Source organism: Thalassovita mediterranea (assembly GCF_001458435.1).
GTDB lineage: Bacteria > Pseudomonadota > Alphaproteobacteria > Rhodobacterales > Rhodobacteraceae > Thalassobius > Thalassobius mediterraneus.
Genome location: NZ_CYSF01000006.1, coordinates 708,187 through 730,297, shown reverse-complemented (window position 1 = coordinate 730,297; position 22,111 = coordinate 708,187). Strand labels below are relative to the sequence as shown.

19 protein-coding genes and 1 tRNA gene are annotated in these 22,111 nt (G+C 57.7%); 13 read left to right on the top strand and 7 right to left on the bottom strand.

Going from position 1 to position 22,111, the window contains the following annotated elements:
- From istB to TM5383_RS16865, 3 genes are all read right to left on the bottom strand, one after another.
- The coding region (istB, locus tag TM5383_RS07460) for an IS21-like element helper ATPase IstB (RefSeq protein WP_058318371.1) at positions 1-742 on the bottom strand (742 nt) is incomplete at its 3' end.
- On the bottom strand, positions 739-2,238 hold the full coding sequence (gene istA, locus TM5383_RS07455; protein WP_139246466.1) for an IS21 family transposase: 1,500 nt from the start codon (positions 2,236-2,238) through the stop codon (positions 739-741). The genes istA and istB, both read right to left, overlap by 4 nt.
- A gap of 103 nt (positions 2,239-2,341) precedes the next feature.
- Positions 2,342-2,590 (bottom strand): hypothetical protein, encoded by a 249-nt coding sequence (locus tag TM5383_RS16865; RefSeq protein WP_197407375.1) that lies wholly within the window; start codon positions 2,588-2,590, stop codon positions 2,342-2,344.
- Positions 2,591-3,207: 617 nt separating this feature from the next.
- On the opposite strand from TM5383_RS16865, the gene TM5383_RS07445 reads away from it, so the two are divergent.
- The gene (locus TM5383_RS07445) at positions 3,208-3,651 is read left to right on the top strand and encodes a hypothetical protein (protein ID WP_058318369.1); all 444 of its coding nucleotides are present in this window, start codon (positions 3,208-3,210) and stop codon (positions 3,649-3,651) included.
- 52 nt (positions 3,652-3,703) lie between these two features.
- On the opposite strand, the gene TM5383_RS07440 is transcribed toward TM5383_RS07445, so the two are convergent.
- Together TM5383_RS07440 and TM5383_RS07435 are read right to left on the bottom strand one after the other, a co-directional pair.
- A complete protein-coding gene (locus TM5383_RS07440) occupies positions 3,704-5,458 on the bottom strand; it encodes a hypothetical protein (protein ID WP_058318368.1) in 1,755 nt (584 codons plus the stop codon).
- 103 nt (positions 5,459-5,561) lie between these two features.
- Positions 5,562-6,245 (bottom strand): M10 family metallopeptidase C-terminal domain-containing protein, encoded by a 684-nt coding sequence (locus TM5383_RS07435; RefSeq protein ID WP_058318367.1) that lies wholly within the window; start codon positions 6,243-6,245, stop codon positions 5,562-5,564.
- 650 nt (positions 6,246-6,895) lie between these two features.
- Between TM5383_RS07435 and TM5383_RS07430 the strand changes: the two genes are divergently transcribed.
- From TM5383_RS07430 to TM5383_RS07395, 8 genes are all read left to right on the top strand, one after another.
- Positions 6,896-7,471, top strand: coding sequence for a hypothetical protein (locus TM5383_RS07430; protein ID WP_058318366.1), 576 nt, complete (start codon positions 6,896-6,898; stop codon positions 7,469-7,471).
- Between the two features lie 2 nt (positions 7,472-7,473).
- Positions 7,474-8,451: a TniB family NTP-binding protein gene (locus tag TM5383_RS07425; RefSeq protein WP_058318365.1), complete on the top strand. Its 978-nt coding sequence runs from the start codon at positions 7,474-7,476 to the stop codon at positions 8,449-8,451.
- Between the two features lie 2 nt (positions 8,452-8,453).
- On the top strand, positions 8,454-9,923 hold the full coding sequence (locus TM5383_RS16545; protein WP_159438549.1) for a TniQ family protein: 1,470 nt from the start codon (positions 8,454-8,456) through the stop codon (positions 9,921-9,923).
- Positions 9,924-10,246: 323 nt separating this feature from the next.
- Positions 10,247-11,185, top strand: a complete 939-nt coding sequence (locus tag TM5383_RS07415) for an MYG1 family protein (protein WP_058318364.1) — start codon at positions 10,247-10,249, stop codon at positions 11,183-11,185.
- On the top strand, positions 11,175-11,840 hold the full coding sequence (locus tag TM5383_RS07410) for an alpha/beta family hydrolase (RefSeq protein WP_197407374.1): 666 nt from the start codon (positions 11,175-11,177) through the stop codon (positions 11,838-11,840). The genes TM5383_RS07415 and TM5383_RS07410 overlap by 11 nt, the downstream gene beginning before the upstream one ends.
- Positions 11,841-11,976: 136 nt before the next feature.
- Positions 11,977-12,053, top strand: a tRNA-Arg gene (locus tag TM5383_RS07405).
- Between the two features lie 220 nt (positions 12,054-12,273).
- Positions 12,274-12,546 carry a metal-sensing transcriptional repressor gene (locus TM5383_RS07400; RefSeq protein WP_058318362.1) on the top strand — a complete coding sequence of 91 codons (273 nt, stop codon included), beginning with the start codon at positions 12,274-12,276 and terminating at the stop codon, positions 12,544-12,546.
- A gap of 22 nt (positions 12,547-12,568) precedes the next feature.
- Entirely contained in the window at positions 12,569-13,891 is a 1,323-nt protein-coding gene (locus TM5383_RS07395) for an MFS transporter (protein ID WP_058318361.1), read from the top strand.
- 25 nt (positions 13,892-13,916) lie between these two features.
- On the opposite strand, the gene TM5383_RS07390 is transcribed toward TM5383_RS07395, so the two are convergent.
- Together TM5383_RS07390 and TM5383_RS07385 are read right to left on the bottom strand one after the other, a co-directional pair.
- Positions 13,917-14,831 carry a LysR family transcriptional regulator gene (locus TM5383_RS07390; RefSeq protein ID WP_058318360.1) on the bottom strand — a complete coding sequence of 305 codons (915 nt, stop codon included), beginning with the start codon at positions 14,829-14,831 and terminating at the stop codon, positions 13,917-13,919.
- Between the two features lie 72 nt (positions 14,832-14,903).
- Complete coding sequence (locus TM5383_RS07385) at positions 14,904-15,806, bottom strand: LysR family transcriptional regulator (protein ID WP_058318359.1); 903 nt, start codon at positions 15,804-15,806, stop codon at positions 14,904-14,906.
- Between the two features lie 167 nt (positions 15,807-15,973).
- Between TM5383_RS07385 and xdhA the strand changes: the two genes are divergently transcribed.
- The 4 genes from xdhA (at position 15,974) to guaD (ending at position 22,106) form a co-directional block, all read left to right on the top strand.
- A complete protein-coding gene (gene xdhA / locus TM5383_RS07380) occupies positions 15,974-17,431 on the top strand; it encodes a xanthine dehydrogenase small subunit (protein ID WP_058318358.1) in 1,458 nt (485 codons plus the stop codon).
- Between the two features lie 12 nt (positions 17,432-17,443).
- Entirely contained in the window at positions 17,444-19,804 is a 2,361-nt protein-coding gene (gene xdhB / locus TM5383_RS07375; protein ID WP_058318357.1) for a xanthine dehydrogenase molybdopterin binding subunit, read from the top strand.
- Positions 19,805-19,807: 3 nt separating this feature from the next.
- Positions 19,808-20,662 carry a xanthine dehydrogenase accessory protein XdhC gene (gene xdhC, locus TM5383_RS07370; protein WP_058318356.1) on the top strand — a complete coding sequence of 285 codons (855 nt, stop codon included), beginning with the start codon at positions 19,808-19,810 and terminating at the stop codon, positions 20,660-20,662.
- Between the two features lie 136 nt (positions 20,663-20,798).
- Entirely contained in the window at positions 20,799-22,106 is a 1,308-nt protein-coding gene (gene guaD, locus TM5383_RS07365; RefSeq protein ID WP_058318355.1) for a guanine deaminase, read from the top strand.
- The last annotated feature ends 5 nt before the right edge of the window (positions 22,107-22,111 follow it).

Sequence of the window (22,111 nt, the reverse complement as noted above, 5' to 3'; positions counted from 1 at the left end):
GGGCGCGGCTTTGATTGAGGCGGTAGCTTTCGCCGTTCATCTCGAGGATGTTGACGTGGTGTGTCAGCCGGTCCAGCAGCGCGCCGGTCAGGCGTTCGGTGCCGAAGGTTTCGGTCCACTCCTCGAAGGGCAGGTTGCTTGTGATCAGGGTCGACCCTCGCTCGTAGCGCTGTGAGATCAGCTCGAACAGAAGCTCGGCGCCGGTTTTGCTCAAGGGGACGAATCCCAGCTCGTCGATGATCAGCAGTTTGACCTTGGCGAGTTTGCGCTGGAGTTGCAGGAGGCGTTTTTCGTCGCGGGCCTCCATCATCTCGTGCACGAGGGCTGCGGCGGTCACGAAGGCGACAGGCAATCCTTTCTGGCAGGCAGCCAGTCCCAGCCCGAGGGCGACATGGGTCTTGCCGGTGCCGGAGGGACCGAGCGCGATCACATTCTCCTTGCGTTCGATCCATTCGCAGCGCGCCAGCTCCAGCACCATCATCTTGTTGAGCGACGGGATCGCCTTGAAGTCGAAGCTGTCCAGGCTTTTGATGGTCGGGAACTTTGCGGCCTTGATCCGGCGTTCCACCATGCGCCGTTCCCGGTCGATCAGTTCCAGCTCGGTCAGCCGGGCCAGGTAACGCACGTGATCTACGCCTTCAGCGGCGCAGATACGGGCCTGCTTGTCATGTTCACGCAGGAACGTGGGCAGCCGAAGCGTTTTGAGATGGTGGGCCAGCAGCAGTTCGGGTGCATCCGTCATGCCCCACCTCCTGCCAGCAGGCTCATGTAGGATGCGGCGGAGGTGGTGGTGATGTTGGTTCTGGGCAGGAAGGGATAGACATCCAGATCCAGCCTCGGAGGCCTTTGCTCGACCCTGCACAAGATCAGGTGCTTGATTGCATCGAAGCTGACCGCTCCCATTCGCAGGGCATCTTTGACGGCAAGATGCAGCACGTCAATCTCGAAGCGCTCCAGAAGGCGCAGGACCTGCACATACTCGCGCTTGCCGGCCTTTCCCTGCCGGGCTTCCAGCAGTCGGCGCAGGGTTTTGAACGCTTCGGGCAACTCCCAGCCCTGCAGAGGCGCGGCCTGATCGAAGGACATGATCTTGCGTTCGATCAGCGCCAGGTAATGCAGTGGATCAAACACCATGTCGCCGGTGTCATAGGAGCGCGAATGCTCAGCGATCACCTCGGCGCCGCAGCCGATGACAACCCGGGTCACGAAGCCCTTGATCCAGACCGCACGGTGGCCGTAGGCAACCGGCACCGAGTAATCATTGCCGCGATAACGCACCACCGATGTCGATGTGACCTGGCCACTTTGCAACTCACAGGCCTCAAAGGGGGTGCCGGGCAAATCCCGCATCGCCGCGAGATCGGCCTTCAGCCGTTCCCCGATGCTGACCTTGTGGCCACGCAGAACATCACCCTGGCGCTTGCGGCACTGCTCTTCCAGGTGAGCGTTGAACGCGTGCCAGTCCGGAAAGGACGGGATCGGCACCATGAAGTTGCGACGTCCGTAGCCGACCAGCCCCTCCACGGCCCCTTTGTCATTGCCCTTGCCGGGACGGCCATAGCGGTCCCGGATCACGTAATGCGACAACATCGCGCTGAACCGCTGGGTTCTTTGCCGGGAGCCATCCGGCAGAATCCGGGCCACCAGACAGCGGTCATTGTCATAAAGAACCGACTGGGGAACCGCGCCGAAGAACGCAAAGGCATGGACATGGCCGTCAAGCCACGCCTCGGTATTGGCCGCAGGATAGGCCCGGATGTAGCATGCGTCGCTGTGCGGCAGATCGAGGGCAAAGAAGTGTGCCTTCTGCTCGACGCCGCCGATCACGACAAGCGCTTCACCAAAATCGGCCTGTGCATGACCGGGCGGATGGCTCAGCGGCACGAACATCTCCTTGCCGGTCCGCTTCCGGTCTCGAACGTAATCCTTGACGATGGTGTAGCTGCCATCAAAACCGCACTCGTCCCGCAACCGCTCGAAAATACGCTTGGCGGTGTGACGCTGCTTGCGAGGGCGGCTCCTGTCTTCAGCAAGCCATTGGTCCATCTGGCTGGTGAACGCATCCAGCTTCGGGCGCCTGATCGGCGCTGTCCGCCGATATCCCGGCGGTTCCGAATAGGCCAACATCTTCGCAACACTGTCCCGGCTGATCCCAAAATCCCGGGCAATCTGACGCCCGCTCAATCCATCCTGGAAATGAGCGTGACGCACCTTCAAATACAAGTCCACGGTGTATATCCCCAAGCCCTCCCGAAATCCGAAAGGGCAAAAGTGGACGACTTTTACGCCGCCCGCGACAACACTATGCCGTCGCTACCGTGGCCGAGTATTGCTCCGCCGTTCACACCCGGCCTGTCAAAACAGTTTCGAAGACGTCTTCTTTCGGACAGTCGATGCAAAGATATTGAAAGGCCCGATAGGAAGATGACACGTGCGCGCGAGATTCTGATGTTTCTGCCAACATTTCGGCAAGCGCGAATCCTGGGGTCATCAATGCGTCGCAGAAAATCGCCAGAGAAATTGTCGCTATTACACGGTGTTCGTCTTCGTTGAGCAGTTCCCCCTTTTTTCTTTTGAGTACGGCTTCCACGCGCGCGAGGTAATTTGTGTCAAAGGAAACGGTTATGCTCGCCTGATTTATAAAGTGATCTCCGCACGCTCTCGCTGGGTCAAGGCAGCGGTCAACCACAGGATCTTGACCTGGTCGAAGAGTGAACACTGAATCGCAAAACAATGACCGAGAACGCCTAAGTAGCTCACGTGCCCTTTCTAGTGCAGCTATCTCGAGATCAGAGAGCTTCATTGAGACAAAGAAATTTGCGTCCTCATCGAGCATCATATTGAATTCATCCTAGTGAACAGTTGGTCGTGATCGAATGCAGCCTTATGTAGAGAATCCTACGTTTATTATCTTAGGGCGCAAATCAGTGCCGCACCCGGGAAAGCTGACCGCCGGCCTCTGTTTTGGAGCATTTGGGAAGCCAAGATGCTTTGCGTTCAATAAACGACTACTTCGGTGAGTGCACCGCAGTGTGCAAGCCCCCTCATCAATGGCGGCTTTCGGCCGATAGCAGCCGTGTCGATTTCAGCCTCAAATGATCGGCCCAACCCCGCTGTTCGAGATAGCGAACTGTGGTTTAGTAAAAAATTAACCGTGAATACGAATGATGGCTTCTCCAAAGAATTGGAATCGATAGGAGCATCCAAATGCAGCCATTAGACACAATTCGTACGCCAATCAGTCAGTGCCAAGCTTGGGATTCTCATCAGATTGCGCTGGGCGCAAATGCTGCTGGGGAGGTGTTCTCTAATATCAGAAAATCAATATCTCTGGGAAACTTCGATCAGCCAGAGCTTCGCTTTCCGAATTACTATGATGTTATAGGAAATATCATAATGGCTGAGTATCTTCTCTCTGGTCTCTCGAAAGCATCGTCGATGAAACTAGCGGATTCTTTGACTGATGATCTTGCACATTATCTTGGTTTCTGCAGCAAGGCGGATGCCGACAGCGTTATAGAAGGCGAATTTCATCTAGTGGAGTATCCCGCCTGCTCAGAAGTACGCAATGCAGTGCGGTCAACGTTTATAGGTGTTTTCAAGCCATGTAGAGAAGATACTTCTCTTTTTGACGCTGTTGTAGCAATTTGAGAAATTCTTATCACAATCAATAGGTTGTTAATGGCTTTGCTGAAGCGGCGATTCAGCGAAGTTGGCTTAATGCAGCGCCACCCAACAAAAGGATACCAATTAGCTCCAAATCCAAACCGAAGAGGAAGTCCCAATCAAAACCAAACCAAAAATCCGAACCATCATCCTCTTCCTCCTCTTCTTCTTCCTCCTCTTCATCATCTACAAGTACGTAGTCATCATCCAGAGGATCGGGCAATATTATCGGGTCGACTTTGACTTCGGGTTCATGCGAAGTGGCCGCTATGCTGGAAAACTGGGGAGTATAAACTGGGTCGAACACTTCAAGCATAATGATCTCTAAACCTTCTAGGTTTAGATCAAGTGTAGAGCCTTCAAATACAAATTCAGGTTCCAATTCGAGCAACTCTGCTGTCGACGAAGTGCTTCCCGGGTTTTGGCCTTCCTCTACAGTTAACAGGCTAACCTCTATATCTTGTTGATCGGTAAATATTTCAGACAAATCAAGATTTGTCTCGCAACCTTCTAGGGTGTTTGAAGCAACAAAGAAGACCATCCGGTCTTCTGCATAAAAAGCATGAACATCAAAATCATCAGTTTGGTATTCATGCTCTATCTCCCGTCGCCCAGGATTCAGACCGACGGGCGCGGTCCCAACTAGTGTATCAGCCATCAAAGAAAACATCTGACCAGGAACGGTAAGTTCGCTTTGGTCAACGTCCCCGCTGAGATCATTTGCTGTATTCTGCTGAAGCGGCCAAACATGCGCGGCAGACACGTTGAACTGCGTAAAGCCCTCAATTATATTCAGCATCTCGTGTGCTTGGGCCAGACCGAAATCACTATGGTGCTCAAGCGCGTTTGTGGCGGCGGACTGGTTCCATTCAGTCACACTGACCTCAACGTCATCGAGATAGTTTCCCCAAGTCTGTTCAATGGTTCTGAGAGAAAAATAACGACTTTGCGGAATGTCAGCGCCACGACTGTAAACGTGTGCGATCAGGCCATCAACCGAGGATAATGATCCCTCGATATCAAATTCAGAAATTATCAGTTCGTTGGCAATATGGCCCCATTTGACCGCCCCTGAGCTATACAAATATTCATCGCCAAACGACATTCCATTATCGGCGTTGAAACGTGCAAGCTGTTCTTCGCCGTTTCCAAACTGAGAGTATCGTGAGGAGAAATCTGCGAATGCATTATCCGCACCCATTTGCACCAGGATCTTTGTGTCGGAATAGTCTTCAACAAATACGGGGTGATTTGCCAGCTCCTCGTCTATTATTTGCGTCATCTTTGCGGCAAGCCTGCCATACTCAATGGAGGTCATTTGACCGCTGGCCCAATATTCATTTCCTATTTCAAAAGCATCAATCTTCGCATTTCCATACCTTCCACTCAAAGTATCGGAAATGAACCTGCGCAGCGCGGTCTCATCAAAATCTGGATGCCGGTTTCCATATTCATCTGTCGCTTCTCCTAGAAAGTGCCGCGTCGGGATGACTATCGTCGTCGAATAGTCATTTTCTTCTATGAAGTTCATGTATTGGGTGAAGGGAATCAGATCTACATCCCCTTGACCGCTTACGTTGGGAGCAGAGCTTTTATCTGGCTCTGTGATGTCAAAATAATTCTCAGTGAGCGAGCCGCCAGGATAACGAAATGCTGTCACTCCCAGCTTTTCTACGACTGTTTCAAAGGTATTCCCTTCATCCAAATTGTCGCGAGAGGAAAGAATATTCCCTCCAAAGAGCTCGGCCTCAATGAGCGTGGATGAAACTGAACTTGCACTAATTACAACCAAGGAACCTCTCCGCGCTATGTGCAGAGAAGTGTCCTTGAGAGGTCTTTATGACGTCTTTCCCAACTGTGTCATCAAGGGGGCAAGAACGTAAATTGCCAATCAGTTATGAAGAGAAGCGCGCTTGTCGGGTCACGATGATATCGATTTCGTTGATATTCCCCGTATAAACGGACCCATCTAGATTTCGTATGTCGTTCTGGTTCTCGTACTGTCCTCGTAAGTCAGGCTCTCCCCACGACCATTTTACATTCAGCTCCAAAGCCGAAGCAAAAACCAGTGCGGTTTGAGAATCAACTTTGATCGCGGTCCTTTCAGCGCTTTGCTCTACAGAAACGAGGTTCGAAAGATCAAAGCTCGGATCGTCTGAAAAGGCATTCAAAGGGGCGCCGCCCATCCTGAGTAGCACAGTGTCACTCCCCTTCTCGAAATCACAAATGGTGCTTGGAGGCAATGTACTGGTCGGATCGTAGGAGTAGACGAAGGTATCGTTGCCCTCTCCGCCCCAAAGTGAGTCCCCATTCCCGCCGACTAAGGTATCGTCACCGGCACCGGCATGTATCTCAAACGGATCTGGATGGCGGTCGTTCACTTCATCTGGACTCGCTGTAGCCCAATCAGTTGGTGTGCTCACCAAGCTGGAAATCAGATCGGCTTCCTCAGAACCCATAATTTGGCGGGGGGTATCTTCGATTACAGCATCATCCTCAGTATCGGGTGCGTCGCTCGACGCATCGAATGCGAATGCTGCCAGGAGGCCAATTCCAAGCATTAGCAAAATCAGACTCATTCGACCCTCCCGGAAAAAGCGTGAAGATGAATTAGAAACGTTATTTTCAGCTTAAGAAGCCTCTCAGATATAGTTTTGGGGCGACAGTTGACCGATTTTTCCTTCAGCTAACCTACGGCACTCATAATCAGTGAGGAGCCGAAGTTCCAAGTCGGTCATTTTTGGCAATGGCCTTGATTCGCACACCTTCGGCAAATTTCGCTTTTAAGATCTTCGAGAGAAGGTCGTGTCGCCCCATAGATGTTTGGCTTTCGGCGCCACTAACACCCGAATTCAACTTTTTGCGTGCGAAAAAGTCATTTTGGGGCCGGTCAGCGCTTTATCAGGTAAAAATACCCCCCTTTGCGAAGGCTCTGACTGTCGCGTTTGTCGCACCGATAATTGCTTGCGCCCTGACAAAATAGGGCGTTACCGAAGTTTCAAACACGCGCGTTCATCCTGAAACTCTAAACGATCCGCCTGCCGAGGAGCATGCTCTCGGTCGGGACGGTGTCTCTGTGATGCGATGAACAATCTTCTTCAATACCGCCTAACTGAATTCCTCGACCGCGCAATCTGCGCTTTTCACTCCGCTCATCGATATGTCGCCTGCTGCAGCATGGGACAGGGCATGTAAAGCATGCCCCCCGCGGTCGCTGACCAGCACAGAAATGCGTGAGGTGTTTGGGGGCAAGTTGCGCCGCAAGCTGTCGCGTACGGGTTTGCAGGTGTGCAACATCAATTACCAGTCGGACGCGTTGATGCAGATGTTTCTGCGCGAGCCGGGCGTTGAGGTCGACATCTTGTGTTGGGACGGGGATATCGGAGCGATATCCGTGCGCGCAGACCGCGGCGCTTGGATGACTGTGCCAGCAAGTGATGAACGGTGGATCGGTCGAACGGACCTCGATCTGAGGGCCGAGTTGGCCTCTGTGACAGATGAGGATGACACAGGAGAACGCGCTCGCCGCGATTTCATTAACAGCGCCAACGATGAATCTTATCGCCTGAAACGCTTGGCGGGCCTGATCTCGCTGCCACAAACCACAGACGATCTCGACTATGAGGTGGGGCGTTTTATGCGCCATGCAGATACCGCAGAGCGCCGCCGGAGGGCCGGAGGCTACCGCGACCTGATGGGGGATCTTGGTGACCTCCCGATCTCAGAATCCACCACTGACCAATTCGATACCACACCGGGAGCCGTGCTCGGCACACAGGACAGCAACGACCATACGATGGGGTGACCATGACATTTCAGCCCGCAACACAAACCCCTACCACCATCACCGAGAAGACTGCCTGGTTGGCGGAGCGCTATTGGCGCCATGGTCTGGAGGACGACCTTGACGATCGTTTGACCGATCTGTTCGAGGTTAATGACGAGGGTGAGATGACGGCTCAGCCTCGGATCGGCGCGCTGACGGGAGAGAGCCGCGGCCTCATGGTACTGGGTCGCTCCGGTGACGGGAAAACTGCGCTGCTGAGGCGGATGTTACGCGTGAACCCTGTTTTGACAGAGATGACGGAGTCTCAGGCGGGAAACACACTCTACATCACCGTTCCGCCGGAGGCGACGATCAAGAAAATCGCCGAGTTGATCCTCGCTACGACGGGTTATCAGCGCGTCGATGCGCGGCTGCGGTCTGCTGATGCCTGGGAAATGGTCATGCATCGGTTGGCTAAATTCGGTGTTCGCGCAATGATCATCGACGAGTGCCATCACATTTTCCGTAGGGGCGCGGGCAGGGATGTGGCTGGCGCGATCCAGTCCCTCAAACACATCATGCAGTCAGCGGGAGGTGTCGCATTGATCATCGCTGGTGTTCCCAGTCTGCGTGACGATATTTTGTCGGAACAGTCCGGCGAGACGGCCCGCCGGTTTCAGGAATTTTCGTTGGCTGACATTCAGCCTGACAGTATGGCTGCGCTGAATTTTTCGAAGAACTTTGCCGTCTCGGCCAAAATACTGGGCCTGACTGTGCCGGAGGATGCCGAGATTGCGGAGCGTATTCTGTTCGCTCAACACGGGCAGATCGGGCGCAGTATTGCTCTGTGCAAAATGATCCTGACGGATGCGATTATTCGCCAACGCACGGAGCTGTCACTGGATCGGGCGGAGTGTGTGTATCGTAAATGCAGTCGGGCCACAGATATGACGCCGTTTCACTCTGGTGATTGGCAGGCCGTGAGGCGTGAACTGTCGGCGATCGGATGGGGGCAGTGACGATGTTGTGGCCCAGCCTGGCGTTTGATCCGCACGAAACCCTAGCCTCCTACGCGGACCGCCTGTCGATGTTCCATACTGGCCGCGGGATGGAGCGGCTGTTGCGTGACAATGGGATCAACACTGGTCATTTTGTGTCAGGTCACACGGATGCTGTTTCAATGTTCGCCGAGGCGACCGGTCATGATGCTGAGGCCCTGCTGCAGAATGCTATCCGTGTGTACCAGCGTGGTGGCGAATTCCGGGGAGAGGCCATTACCAAAGCCTTCTTGCAGCCACAAGCGAGGGGCTATTGTCCCATGTGCCTGGAGGAGGACGGTGGTAGCACCGACTGGAGGTTTCGGCTGATCTGGGGTTTTCGCCATGTGCAGCGCTGCGATCGGCACGATGTGTGGCTGGCTGCGACGGGAAACCCCAGTGCCAATTGCCTGCGTGTCGCTCTGAACGAGGCCCCCGAGGTGGCGCCTGCCGACGCGGCTGAGGAGGCACCAGCATACCTCGGTTGGCTAGCAAAACGTTTGGCCGGTGCTGACAGCGACGAGTGTCTTTGGCTGCAAGATCAAACTCTCGAACAGGTGCTGGCCGCGTCAGAAATGATTGGTGGCGTTCTGCAGCACGGTCATCAGGTCAGGTTGCGCAGTTTGTCTCAGGTAGAGGCCGAGGAGGCGACTGATATTGGTTTTTCGATTTACAGTGATGGTCCTGAGGCCGTTGAGGAAGCACTCGATACAACTCGTCAGACCTCACCTGCCACTGCTGTGCAGGCCGGCCCTCTGGCGCATTATGGCAAACTGTTTGATTGGTTGGAGCGCCGATGCAACGCGATTGATCCCGGTCCCATACGCGATCTCCTGAGAGATCATATTGTGAGGCATTCTGCTGTTGAACCCGGCACCAAAGTTCTTGGCGTTGAAATCACCGAGAGGCGTTATCACACATTGTACAGTCTATCGGCCGAGGTCGGGATCGATCGCCCCCGTCTGGCACGCCTGCTGAAAAAGCTCGGGGAAATTCCTGCCGATGCGACTGAGGTGGAATGCGGAAACAGGGTGTTCGAGGCGGCCACGACGCTCCCGATGGTGGAGGCGTTTAAAACCGCGATCCCGTTGAGGGATGTTCCTGACTACCTCGGGGCGTCGAAGCGCCAGTTTGAAACCCTGTATCGCGAAGGCGTTGTTCAACCCCTGGTGCCCAGCTCGGGTCGCGGTTCCGTCCGCAATGTTGTTTTCGGTCGGTGTCACTTGGATGAGATGTTGGAAAAAATTGCCCGACTGCCAGAAATTGAAGACGCGCGGAGTGGGGATTTTCACTCGATATCCTATGCCAGTCAGCGTGGCGCTGGCTGTTTTGAATTACTTTTCGCCGAAATTCTTGAGGGCCGGATTGAGGCGTTTCGCAATCCTGAGCGGACGGGGATCGGATCTATCGTTGTTGATGTTGCCCAGCTGGTCGGTGTGAAAACCGCGGCCTGAATACAAATCTAATATCTGTAGAAACAGCCCGCCTCGGCGGGCTTTTTTATTTAATTTCAAAGTCTCGCGGGATCTGCCCCTATTTCGTGGGATCTTTGGTCCGACCTTCAAAGTCCAGAAAATAAGCTGTTGAATTCATGTGTGTTTTTAGAGAGATTGGAGGCAGCTTTGGCCCGATTTACAGCAAGACTCCGGGCTTGACTGATGCACCGGATGCGGTGTCGGTTGGAATTGTCTTCGTCAGATCAAATGGCGATTTAATTGAATGGGCGGCCTAGGGCCGCCTCTTTGTCATGTAGATATTAGCGTGAGGGAGCGCTCAGATGTCCATCACCCAGTTGGTAACTCATTCCGGCGGTTTCCATGCCGACGAGCTTTTGTCATCGGTTGTGCTGACGCAACTGTTTCCTGCGGCCGAGCTGATCCGGACACGTGATGCTGAAATCACGAGTCCCGGCGCGGGTAAAATCATCTATGATGTAGGTCGTGACTATGACGTTGATCAGGGCATTTTCGATCACCATCAAAGGCCCAACCCTTTGCGCGAAGATGGTCAGCCCTACAGCTCATTCGGTTTGATCTGGAAACACTTTGGCCACGACTACCTGCGCGCGCTGGATGTGCCAGAGGCGGATTTGGATTACGTCCATCATGGATTTGATCGCGGATTCGTTCTGCCAGTGGATCTGCTGGATAACGGTGCGGTAGAGCCGTCTGTGGCCGGACCGTTGGCGTCGATGACGCTGCCCTCGCTATTGGAAACGTTAAAGCCTGCCTTTGATGACCGTAGCGCGCAGGCAGATGATCTGGCCTTTATGGCTGCCTTGCCGATCGCGCGCGCCTTTGTCGAAGCTGCTGTGCGCACCCGCGCTGCCAAACGCCGGGCAGAAGCGCTGGTCACTCAGGCGATTGTCGCAGCCGGAGAGGCGCAGGTCTTGGAATTGCCAATGGGCATGCCGTTCCGCGCAGCTGTTGAAAAGGCAGGCGCTGATCATTTGTTGTTTGTCATTCACCCGCGTGAGGGGAACGGGCGCACCGATTGGGCGCTGACCACAATTCGCAAAGGCGGTGACACCTTCGAAGCACGCGCTGACTTGCCGGCAGCATGGGCTGGGCTGAACGGATCGGATTTGGCTGCCGTAACGGGGGTTAAGGGCGCGGTTTTCTGCCATAATGCGCTGTTCATTGCTGTGGCAGATAGCCGTGATGGCGTCGTCGAAATGGCCCGTCAGGCGGTCGTCGCCGCAAATGATGCCGGATAAACCTGCGATGAAGGTGGATCTGCTGTTCGACGGGCCAGATAATGCGGCTGCGACAGTGTTGTTCGCACATGGCGCAGGTGCGGCGATGGATTCGCCTGTAATGACGCAAATTGCCGCAGGATTTGCCGCGCGTGGTCTTGGTGTTGCGCGGTTCGAGTTTGACTATATGGCGGCCCGCCGTCGCGGTGGGGCCAAGCGCCCGCCGCCGAAAATGCCGCCATTGTGCGACGAATTTCGCGCCGCTATTGCAGCGCTGCGCGATGTCCGTCCCGATGGCCGGTTGATCATCGGCGGAAAGTCCATGGGGGGACGTGTTGCCAGCTTGATTGTACAAGATCTCTGGCAACAAGGACTGGTTCAAGGATTGATGTGCTTTGGCTATCCGTTCCATCCGCGTGGAAAACCTGACAGCCTACGTACCGAACACCTTTACGATCTCCAGGTGCCTAGTCTGATCTGTCAGGGCAGCCGTGATCCGCTGGGCAATCTCGACGAGGTGACAGGCTACGGGTTGCCGGACCCTGTGGAGCTCTTCTGGTTAGAGGATGGCGATCACGACCTGAAACCACGAAAGCGGCAAACTGGTGTGGATCACACGACCGCGCTGCCAAACTGCTGCGAAGCTGCGGCTGAATGGGTTCGGCGTCTGCCATAGAAAGGCCCTGTGGCCACCGACCCCGCGGGTTTTTTCACACCTCCCGACAGGGCGCCCTTTTGCTTTGCGAATTGTTGCACTATAGGGTCAATACAGCCTCAACCGCCGCGAAACAGGTGGGAATAGGCAGCAGAGCGGTCCCTTAGCTCAACTGGATAGAGCAGCTGACTTCTAATCAGCAGGTTGAGGGTTCGAGTCCTTCAGGGATCGCCATTTTTCTACACTGATATAGCAGTTGGGCATGACGTGCTGCGTTGATGGTGAATTCTTCATCAAGATGAGTTTGTGTCGATCGCCGGCGCCCACCCGATCTGTGGTGGATGTAGGGTTTGGCAAAATGCGGTTGTTGACGGGGGTGATGTGTTTGGTGTGGTCGCCTTATCCTCCCTAGGGGGATATTGACGAACAACCTCCCTAGGGGGATAATGCGCCTATGACACAAGATCTTTTCCACCCGCATCGCCATGAAAGTCATCCCAAGATCATCTCGCGACTGAAGCGCGCGAACGGTCATTTGGCGGCTGTGGCACGCATGATCGAAGAGGGGAAACCTTGTCTGGAGGTTGCTCAGCAGTTGCAAGCGGTGGAAAGCGCGGTGCGCAATGCCAAACAGGCATTGATCCACGATCACATGGATCACTGCCTCGAAGAGGGCTCGCTGTCTCAGCAGCGCGCCGAACTGAAAGCAATTTCGCGCTACCTGTGACACGCATCCCGAAGGGAAAGCCATGTTCGCCGTTTTATCAGATCGTTCGTTTCGCCACCTTTTCGCTGCGCAGCTGGTTGCGTTGATTGGCACTGGGCTTGCCTCTGTTGCGCTGGGGCTTCTGGCTTTTGATCTGGCGGCTGATCAGGCGGGAATGGTTCTAGGGGCAGTGTTCACAATCAAGATGGTGGCCTATGTGCTGATCGCGCCAATTGCAGGGGCGTTTGCAGACCGTTTGCCGCGTCGGGCCTATCTGGCTGGCTTGGACATCGTGCGGTTATTGGTGGCGGTTGCCTTGCCTTTTGTTACCGAGGTCTGGCAGGTCTTTGCGCTGATCTTTGCGCTACAGGCGGCTTCTGCCGGATTTACGCCGGTGTTTCAGGCCACCATCCCCGACGTCCTGCCAGAAGAGGACCGTTATACCCAAGGTCTGGCCCTGTCGCGCATGACCTATGATCTGGAAAGCATTATCAGCCCGACACTGGCGGCGCTTTTGTTGCTCGCGGTTAGCTATGACACCCTGTTTCTGGGCACCGCGCTGGGCTTCCTCGGGTCGGCGGTGTTGATCCTGACGGTGATGCTGCCCGCCCCGAAACCAGCGGCCAAACGCGGGATCTATGATCGCACCACGCTGGGCACTCGGGTGTTTCTGGCAACGCCGCGTCTGCGCGGGCTGATGGCGCTAAACGTCACAGTGGCGGCGGCGGGGGCGATGGTGCTGGTGAATACCGTGGTTCTGGTGCGCGCAGATCTGGGCCTGTCAGAGGGGGCGCTGGCATGGACGATGTTTGCCTTTGGCCTCGGCTCGATGCTAGCCGCATTGTCTCTGCCACGCGTGCTGACACAGGTGGCGGATCGTCCGGTGATGTTGTTTGGGGCGGTTTTGATGATCGGCGGGCTGATCCTACTGTCGCTGCTGACAGCGGTTTACGGATTGCGCTGGCCCGCACTGTTGCTGTGTTGGCTGATCCTCGGTCTGGGGTTTTCCACACTGTCCACCCCTGCGGGCCGCTTGCTGCGCCGATCTGCCCATGCGGTGGATCGACCGGCGCTGTTCGCGGCGCAGTTTGCACTTTCGCATTTCTGCTGGCTGTTCGCTTATCCGCTGGCGGGTGTGTTGATTACATGGTTCGGCGTGCAGGCCGCACTGTTGGTCCTGGCGCTGATTGCGACGCTGGGCATGGTCGCCGCCATGCGCCTCTGGCCCGTTGGCGATCCGGTGGAGGTGGCGCACACCCACCACAACCTGCCGCCTGATCATCCGCATTTACAGGGCGGCGGGCATCGGCACAGCCACGCGCTGATCATTGATGAGGATCACCCGCGCTGGGCCACACGGTTTTAACCATACGCTGCCGTATGGCGCCGGATCACAAGGGCAGCCGCGCCATTTCAGCCTGAATATGCTCGACCATGAAATCCATGAACAGCCGCGCCTTCGGATCCTGCCGACGTCGATGCAGGTACAGGCAGGCCAGCTGGATCGGCACCGGCGGCTCTTCTGGCAGGACAACCTCCAACCGACCGGCGGCAAGGTGTTCGGCAATCTCGAACACCGGCTTCATCACGATGCCATGCCCCGCCAGCGCCCATTGGGTCAAAACCTCACCATGGTCCGTTTCAAACGGGCCGGTCACCGGCACCCGCTGCACACCGTTCGGGCCTTGCAGCGGCCACTGAAATTCGGGCGCACCGGGGTAGCGCAGGTTCAGGCAATCATGGGTATCGGTGCGCAATTCATCACTGTTCTGCGGAGCGCCGCGACGGTCAAGGTAGTCGGGCGCGGCGCACAGAACCCGCGGGCAATCGGTGATTTTGCGAATGCGCAGATTGCTGTCCTCCGGCACCCCGAGGAAGAAGGCCGCGTCCAGCCCCTCAGCCGCCAGATCCAGTTTGCGATCCGACAGGCGCAACCGGATGGAGATTTGCGGATACTGTTCCTTGAACGCGGGCACCGCTGGCGCAATGAACCGCTGCCCAACGCCCAAGGGCGCGGCCACATAAAGAGTGCCGCGTGGGCTGTCGGTGATGTCGGAAATATCGGCCTCTGCCTCCTCCACCGCCTCCAGGATCTTGCCTGCCCCGCTGTAGAACATCTGCCCCTGTTCTGTCGGCGTCAGGGTGCGCGTGGTGCGATGAAACAGCCGCACGCCCAGATGATCCTCTAGCTGTGAAATTCGGCTGGAGGCGACGGCGGCAGACACCCGCAAATCCCGCGCAGCCGCAGACATATTGCCCAGCTCATAGACCCGAACAAAGGTGCGGATATTGTCGAGGTAAGCCATGGGATTTTCCGGTTTTTGCTAAAGGTCGGCGAATTTATTCGAATTTACCTGCAAATCCGCCCCGGCGCCAGCCTAGAGCCCCAGCCGCGTCTGACTACGTTCCGTCATGAAATCCACGAAGGCCCGCGTTTTCGGATCCTGCAATTTGCGGTGCGGGTAGAGGCACCCAAACAGCGACGGGGCAGGGGGTGTGTCTGCCATCACCTCCACCAGATCACCGCGTGCCAGATGCGTCGCCACATCAAAGCGCGGCTTGTTGGCAATCCCATGTCCCGCCAGCGCCCAATCGGTCAGCACATCACTGTCGTCAGCGTCAAACTTGCCCGTTACATCCAGCTTGCGCAGGCCGGTGTCCGTCTGCAATTGCCAGAAATATTCGGGCGAGCGTGGATAGCGCAGCAACAGGCAATTGTGGTTCTTCAACAGATCCTGCGGTCCCGTCGGCGCGCCATGTTTCGCGATATAGTCAGGCGCGGCGACCAGCACACGCGCCACCTCCGCGATCTGGCGCAGTTTCAGGTTGGACTCTTTCGGAACGCCGACAAAAAACGCCACATCCATCCGTTCGCTCATCAGATCCACCGCGCGATCTGACAGGCGCATTTGCACCTCTGTTTCTGGGTATTCCGCCACAAATTCTGGCACGAGGGGCGCAATGATCCGCCGCCCCACACCCAAGGGCGCCGTCACCCGAATGACCCCGCGCGGGCGGTCGGAATAATTCGCCACCACCGCCTCTGCCGTGTCCAGCGAGGCTAGCACATTCTTGGCCTCCTGATAAAATAGCTGCCCGACCTCGGTTGGGATGATCGACCGCGTGGTACGATTGAACAGCCGCACGCCCAGCCGCGCCTCCAGCTCCTTGATCCGCTTGGAGGCCACCGCCGGTGTCAGCCGCAAATCGCGCCCGCCAGAGGTGATGGAGCCCAGTTCCACCACACGGGTAAAGACGCGCAGGCATTCGATATAGGGCATTTTGGGCGGCGTCCTCACGCTGATCTGCTTAATTGCGCGGCAGGATATCATTATCAACAGATTGTAGAAAGTATTTAGCGTATAGCGTCATATTCATTGATAGTCGGCGGTGGTATTTTATAATCAAACACCCCGCACGCGGGGCAGCCACGCAGTCGGAGGGTGAGATGAGCCAGCGTAGCGATATTCGGTTTCTGCTGAACGGACGGGCGGTGTCACTGCCCTCGGTTGCGGCGACGGACACCCTGTTGGATTTCCTGCGCATCGACCAGCGCCTGACCGGCAGCAAGGAAGGCTGTGCCGAAGGTGATTGTGGCGCCTGCACCGTGCTAGTGGGGCGACTGACCAAGGATGGCCTGCGCTATGAGGCGGTGAATGCCTGTATCCGCTTTGTGGCTTCGCTGGATGGCTGCCATGTGGTGACGATCGAACATATTCGTGGCGCGGACGGTGGGTTGCACCCTGTGCAGCAGGCGATGGTCGATCACCACGGATCGCAATGCGGGTTCTGTACGCCGGGCATCGTCATGTCGCTCTATGCTCTGTGGATGGAAACACCGCAGCCCACCGCCCGTCAGGTTGAGGTGGCGCTGCAGGGCAACCTGTGCCGCTGCACTGGGTATGAGCCGATCATCAAGGCCGCGCTGGCGGTCAGCGCATACGGCACGCCAACGGCGGACTATCTGGCGGCGACCCGTGATGGGATCACTGCGCAGTTGCAGGCCCTGCGTGATGGCGCCCGCGTGGTGACGGGACCAGCGGATAATCAGGCGATTGTGCCCGCCGATCTGGATGACTTCGCCGCTGTTTTGGCCGAAAACCCGCAGGCAACGATTGTGGCCGGTGCCACCGATGTGGGGCTCTGGGTGACCAAATTCCTGCGCCCGATCAGCCCTGCGATCCATATCAATCAGATCGACGCGCTGAAACGAATTGAGGTTGCAGGTGGTGCCATCACCCTTGGCGCTGGGGTCAGCTATTCGGATTTCCTGCCGCTGGTGCAGGAACACTTCCCCTTCCTCCTCGACTACTGGAACCGCATCGCCGGTTGGCAGGTGCGCAACATGGGCACGGTGGGCGGCAATATCGCCAACGGATCCCCCATCGGGGACACCCCGCCCGTGCTGATCGCGCTGGGTGCCCGTGTGACCCTACGCAAGGGGATGGAGCGTCGTGAACTGCCGCTGGAAGAGTACTTCATCGACTACGGCAAACAGGATTTGCAACTGGGCGAGTTCTTGGAAACAGTCACCATCCCCCTACCACAGGCGATGCAGCTAAATGCCGCCTACAAAATTTCCAAACGTCGGGATGAAGATATCTCTGCCGTGGCAGTTGGCATTTCTGTCACCGTCGATGCGGGCCAGATCACCGATGCCCGCATCGCCTACGGCGGCATGGCGGCCACCCCAAAACGCGCGAGTGCGGCAGAGGCGGCGCTGATCGGTCAGCCCTTTGCTCAGGCGGCGTTTGATGCGGCGGCGCAGGCGGTGGCGACAGATTTCCAACCGCTCAGCGACTGGCGCGCTTCTGCCGATTATCGCCTGCTGTCGGCAGGAAACCTATTGCGCCGGTTCTATATGGAACAGTCAGACACAACCCAGCCCGTGCGGCTGGCAGTTTGAGGAGGGGATAAGATGAACACACACGACACACTCCCCCCGTTGAAGGGTCTGGTGAACGACGACCGCCAGCACGACAGTGCGGTAAAACACGTCACTGGCCGCGCCGAATACTGCGATGATATCGCCGAACCTGTGGGCACGATGCACGCCTACCTTGGTACCGCGACCGTGGCGCACGGGCGCATCCTGTCGATGGACCTTGATGCCGTGCGGGCCGCGCCGGGCGTTATCGGCGTGCTGACCGCCGAGGATATTCCAGGCCATAACGATGTCAGCCCAACCGGCAAGAATGACGAACCTGTGTTCCCCACCGACCGCGTTGAATTTCACGGCCACCCGCTGTTTGCAGTGATCGCTGACAGCCGTGATGCGGCGCGGCGAGCGGCGGAACTGGCCGAGGTGGACTATGAAGTCCTGCCCCACGCCCTTGACCCGCTGGCCGCCCGTGAGGCTGGCGGCACATTGGTCACCGACCCGCTGAAACTGGAACGCGGTGAGATTGCGCCCGCGTTTGACGCCGCACCGCACCGCATTCAGGGCCGTATGGAAATTGGCGGTCAGGATCACATGTACCTTGAGGGCCATATCGCTTTTGCCGTGCCGGGGGAAGATGACGATGTGACCGTCACCAGCTCCACCCAGCACCCCAGCGAGGCGCAGCATATGGTCGCCCACGTCCTTGGCGTGCCGTCAAATGCGGTGACCATCAACGTGCGCCGGATGGGCGGCGGCTTTGGCGGCAAGGAAAGCCAGATGAACCTGTTCTGCGTCGTCGCCGCCATGGCCGCGAAGAAGTGGAACCGCCCCTGCAAAATCCGCCCCGACCGCGATCAGGATATGACCGCCACCGGCAAGCGGCACGATTTTGTTGTCGACTACGACGTTGCCTTTGACGATCAGGGCCGTATTCAGGCGGTCGATAGCGTCTTTGCCGCGCGTTGCGGTTATGCGGCGGACCTCTCTGGTCCTGTCACCGACCGCGCGCTGTTTCACGCGGATAATGCCTATTTCTATCCCAATGTCCGCCTGCGCAGTGAGCCGCTGAAAACCAACACCGTGTCCAACACCGCCTTTCGTGGCTTCGGTGGCCCGCAGGGCGTGGTCGCCGCCGAACGGATGATCGAAGAGATCGCCTATAAACTGGGCAAAGACCCGTTGGAGGTGCGCAAAGCGAACTTCTACGGTCAGTTTGGCGACGACGGCAGCGATGGCCGCACCCTCACCCCTTACCATCAAGAGGTGGAGGATAACATCATCGACCGCGTGGTCGCTGAGCTGGAGGAAAACGCTGATTACCAAGCGCGCCGTCAGGCGGTTCTGGACCATAACGCAAAGGGCGGCGTGATCCGCAAAGGCATCGCGCTGACGCCGGTGAAATTCGGCATCTCCTTCACCGCGACGTGGTACAATCAGGCCGGATCGCTGATCCATGTTTATAACGACGGCTCCATCCACCTGAACCACGGCGGAACAGAAATGGGGCAGGGCCTGAACACCAAGATCGCGCAGATTGTGGCGGATGCCTTTCAGGTTGATTTCGACCGGGTGAAGATCACCAAAACCACCACTGAAAAGGTGCCCAACACCTCCGCCACGGCGGCCTCTTCCGGCTCTGACCTGAATGGGATGGCGGCCCTTGATGGGGCGGAACAGATCAAGGCACGGCTGGTCAAATTCGCAGCCGAGTCGCGCGGCGTGGCAGAGGACCAGGTGCAGTTCCTGCCCAACACCATCCGCATCGGTGATGAACTGGTGCCGTTCAACACACTGGTGAAAGAGGCCTACATGGCCCGCGTCCACCTGTCCGCCGCAGGGTTCTACAAAACCCCCAAAATCCACTGGGATCGCGACGCAGGCAAGGGGCGGCCGTTCTTCTACTACGCCTATGGTGCGTCCTGCTCAGAGGTGTCGATCGACACGCTAACGGGTGAATACACCGTGGATCGCACGGATATTCTGCACGACGTCGGTCGCTCGCTGAACCCGATCCTTGATAAGGGACAGGTCGAGGGTGCGTTTATCCAAGGCATGGGTTGGCTCACCACCGAAGAGCTTTGGTGGGACGACGCGGGCCGCCTGCGCACCCATGCGCCATCGACTTACAAGATCCCGCTGGCCAGCGATCGCCCGCGTGAATTTAACGTGGAACTGGCCGAATGGTCGGTGAACAAGGAACGCACGATCAAACGGTCCAAGGCCGTGGGCGAACCGCCCTTCATGCTGGGTATTTCGGTGTTTGAGGCGCTGTCGATGGCCGTCGCCTCGGTCGCGGATTACCGCGAATGTCCGCGTCTGGATGCGCCTGCAACGCCGGAACGGGTGCTGATGGCCTGCGAACGCCTGCGGGCCAAAGATTTACGGGCTGGGGGCTGATCCATGACCACCCCGCGCAGATTGCACGATTTCCTCAGCGCAGGCGCCCCCGTGGTGGCCCTGCAGCTGACCCGTGTGCGCGGATCCTCGCCCCGTGGCGAAGGGACGGAGATGTTCGTCAGCGCCGACGCGCTGCACGGCACCATTGGCGGCGGCCAGCTGGAACACCGCGCCATCGCCGCTGCCCGTGAATTGCTGGCGGCGGGCGATACAACGGTCACGCTGGATCTGCCTTTGGGGCCAGAGATTGGCCAGTGTTGCGGCGGTCGGGTGGAGGTCACGCTGACCCTCTTGGCTGCTGCCGGACGTCAGGCGGCACTGGATCGCGCCAACGCCGAACAGCGGCTGCTGCCCCATGTCTATATCCTTGGCGCCGGTCATGTGGGCCGCGCCTTGGCGGATCAGTTTCAGCATATGCCGGTGCAAACCATCGTCATTGATCCCCGCGCCGATGAACTGGCGCAGGTCCGCGCCGATGTGGACTGTCGTCTGTCTGTACTGCCGGAACATGACATCCACACCGCCCCGCCGGGCAGTGCCTTTATCGTGCTGACCCATGACCACGGCCTTGATTTCCTGCTGACCTCCGCCGCGCTGGGACGCGGCGATGCCGCCTATGTGGGCATGATCGGGTCCGCCACAAAACGCGCCAGCTTCCTCAGCTGGGGTAAACAGAATTGCGACGGCACTTTGCCCATCGCTCAATTGAACTGCCCCATCGGGGCAGGCGGTAGCCGCGACAAGCGGCCAGCCGTGATCGCCGCCCTTGTGGTGGCCGAAGTGATCACGGCGCTGACCTCTGAACCTGCCGCAACCGCCCCCTTGGGGGCAACTGAGCCGTCCTTAGCGGCCCAGTGATCCGTGGGCACCATACCGTTGCGTATGGCCGCCTAACTGATGGTTAAAATATGGAGGTCCCAATGCGGGATTTGAAACAACAGACGCGGCCCGCGGGCCGTTATGCGGCGGCGTGCGCCCGTTGGGCGGTGTGGCGATGACAGGTCAGACACAAACACTCTTACGCGGCCGCATCCTCACCTTCACCGCCGAGCCACAGGATGAGGCAGACACCAGCGCCTATCGTTATATCGAGGATGGCGCGCTGCTGATTGAGGACGGTCGCATCATTGCATCCGGTGACTACACCCAGATCGCGCCACAGGCAGGGCAGGCGCAGGTAATTGACCACCGGCCCAACCTGTTGATGGCGGGCTTCATCGACACCCACCTGCATTTCCCGCAGGTGCAGGTGGTGGCCTCCTGGGGCGATCAGCTGCTGGATTGGTTGAACAATTACACCTTCCCCGAGGAAACCCGTTTCGTTGATGCCGCCCATAGCGCAGACATGGCGACGCGGTTTTATGACCTGATCACCGCCCATGGCACCACCACGGCGGTGGCCTTCTGTTCGGTGCATGACACCTCGGCCAATGCCTATTTTGCCGAGGCTGCGCGCCGCGACATGCGGATGATCGGTGGCAAGGTGATGATGGACCGCAACGCGCCCGATGGTCTGCGCGACACCGCGCAATCGGGCTATGACCAGACCAAAGCGTTGATTGACCGCTGGCACGGGCAGGGCCGCGCCCTTTATGCGGTGTCGCCACGCTTTGCCATCACCTCCACCCCCGCTCAGCTAGAGGCGGCGGGCGCGTTGATGGCAGAACACCCTGACTGCTACATGCAGACCCACCTCAGCGAAAACCGAGATGAGATCGCGTTTACCAAGTCGCTCTATCCCGACGCGCCCGATTACCTTGGTGTCTATGAAACCTACGGCCTCCTCGGCCCCCGTGCGCTGCTGGGCCACGCGATCCATCTGGAACCGCGCGAAATTGACGTGCTCGCCCAAACCGGATCGCATCCGGTGTTTTGCCCCACCTCAAACCTGTTCCTCGGTTCCGGCCTGTTTGATGACGCAGGCCTGCGCGGGCGGGGGATTGTGAACGGCATCGCCACCGATATTGGGGCGGGGACCAGCTATTCGATGCTGCAAACCCTGAATGAGGGCTACAAGGTGCTGCAACTGCAGGGCCAGAAACTGCACCCGCTGCGGGCCTTCCACTGGATCACCCGTGGCAACGCGGTGACGCTGGGACTGCAGGATCAGATCGGCACGCTGGACGCAGGAACCGAAGCAGACGTTGTGGTGCTGGATGCCCGCGCCACCGACGCCATGCGCCTGCGTATGGGCCGTGCGGAGAGCCTGTCTGAAGAGTTGTTTATCCTGCAAATGCTGGGCGATGACCGTGCGATTGCACAAACCTATGTGGCCGGGCAGGCGCAGAAAGCGATCGCCTGATCCGC

What these genes read in the sequence shown, in the direction of transcription:
- TM5383_RS07445 (WP_058318369.1), top strand. Translation starts at nt 3,208, where the DNA reads ATGCAGCCATTAGACACAATTCGTACGCCAATCAGTCAGTGCCAAGCT.
- TM5383_RS07435 (WP_058318367.1), bottom strand. Translation starts at nt 6,245, where the DNA reads ATGAGTCTGATTTTGCTAATGCTTGGAATTGGCCTCCTGGCAGCATTC.
- TM5383_RS07430 (WP_058318366.1), top strand. Translation starts at nt 6,896, where the DNA reads ATGCGTGAGGTGTTTGGGGGCAAGTTGCGCCGCAAGCTGTCGCGTACG.
- TM5383_RS07425 (WP_058318365.1), top strand. Translation starts at nt 7,474, where the DNA reads ATGACATTTCAGCCCGCAACACAAACCCCTACCACCATCACCGAGAAG.
- TM5383_RS16545 (WP_159438549.1), top strand. Translation starts at nt 8,454, where the DNA reads ATGTTGTGGCCCAGCCTGGCGTTTGATCCGCACGAAACCCTAGCCTCC.
- TM5383_RS07415 (WP_058318364.1), top strand. Translation starts at nt 10,247, where the DNA reads ATGTCCATCACCCAGTTGGTAACTCATTCCGGCGGTTTCCATGCCGAC.
- TM5383_RS07410 (WP_197407374.1), top strand. Translation starts at nt 11,175, where the DNA reads ATGCCGGATAAACCTGCGATGAAGGTGGATCTGCTGTTCGACGGGCCA.
- TM5383_RS07400 (WP_058318362.1), top strand. Translation starts at nt 12,274, where the DNA reads ATGACACAAGATCTTTTCCACCCGCATCGCCATGAAAGTCATCCCAAG.
- TM5383_RS07395 (WP_058318361.1), top strand. Translation starts at nt 12,569, where the DNA reads ATGTTCGCCGTTTTATCAGATCGTTCGTTTCGCCACCTTTTCGCTGCG.
- TM5383_RS07390 (WP_058318360.1), bottom strand. Translation starts at nt 14,831, where the DNA reads ATGGCTTACCTCGACAATATCCGCACCTTTGTTCGGGTCTATGAGCTG.
- TM5383_RS07385 (WP_058318359.1), bottom strand. Translation starts at nt 15,806, where the DNA reads ATGCCCTATATCGAATGCCTGCGCGTCTTTACCCGTGTGGTGGAACTG.
- xdhA (WP_058318358.1), top strand. Translation starts at nt 15,974, where the DNA reads ATGAGCCAGCGTAGCGATATTCGGTTTCTGCTGAACGGACGGGCGGTG.
- xdhB (WP_058318357.1), top strand. Translation starts at nt 17,444, where the DNA reads ATGAACACACACGACACACTCCCCCCGTTGAAGGGTCTGGTGAACGAC.
- xdhC (WP_058318356.1), top strand. Translation starts at nt 19,808, where the DNA reads ATGACCACCCCGCGCAGATTGCACGATTTCCTCAGCGCAGGCGCCCCC.
- guaD (WP_058318355.1), top strand. Translation starts at nt 20,799, where the DNA reads ATGACAGGTCAGACACAAACACTCTTACGCGGCCGCATCCTCACCTTC.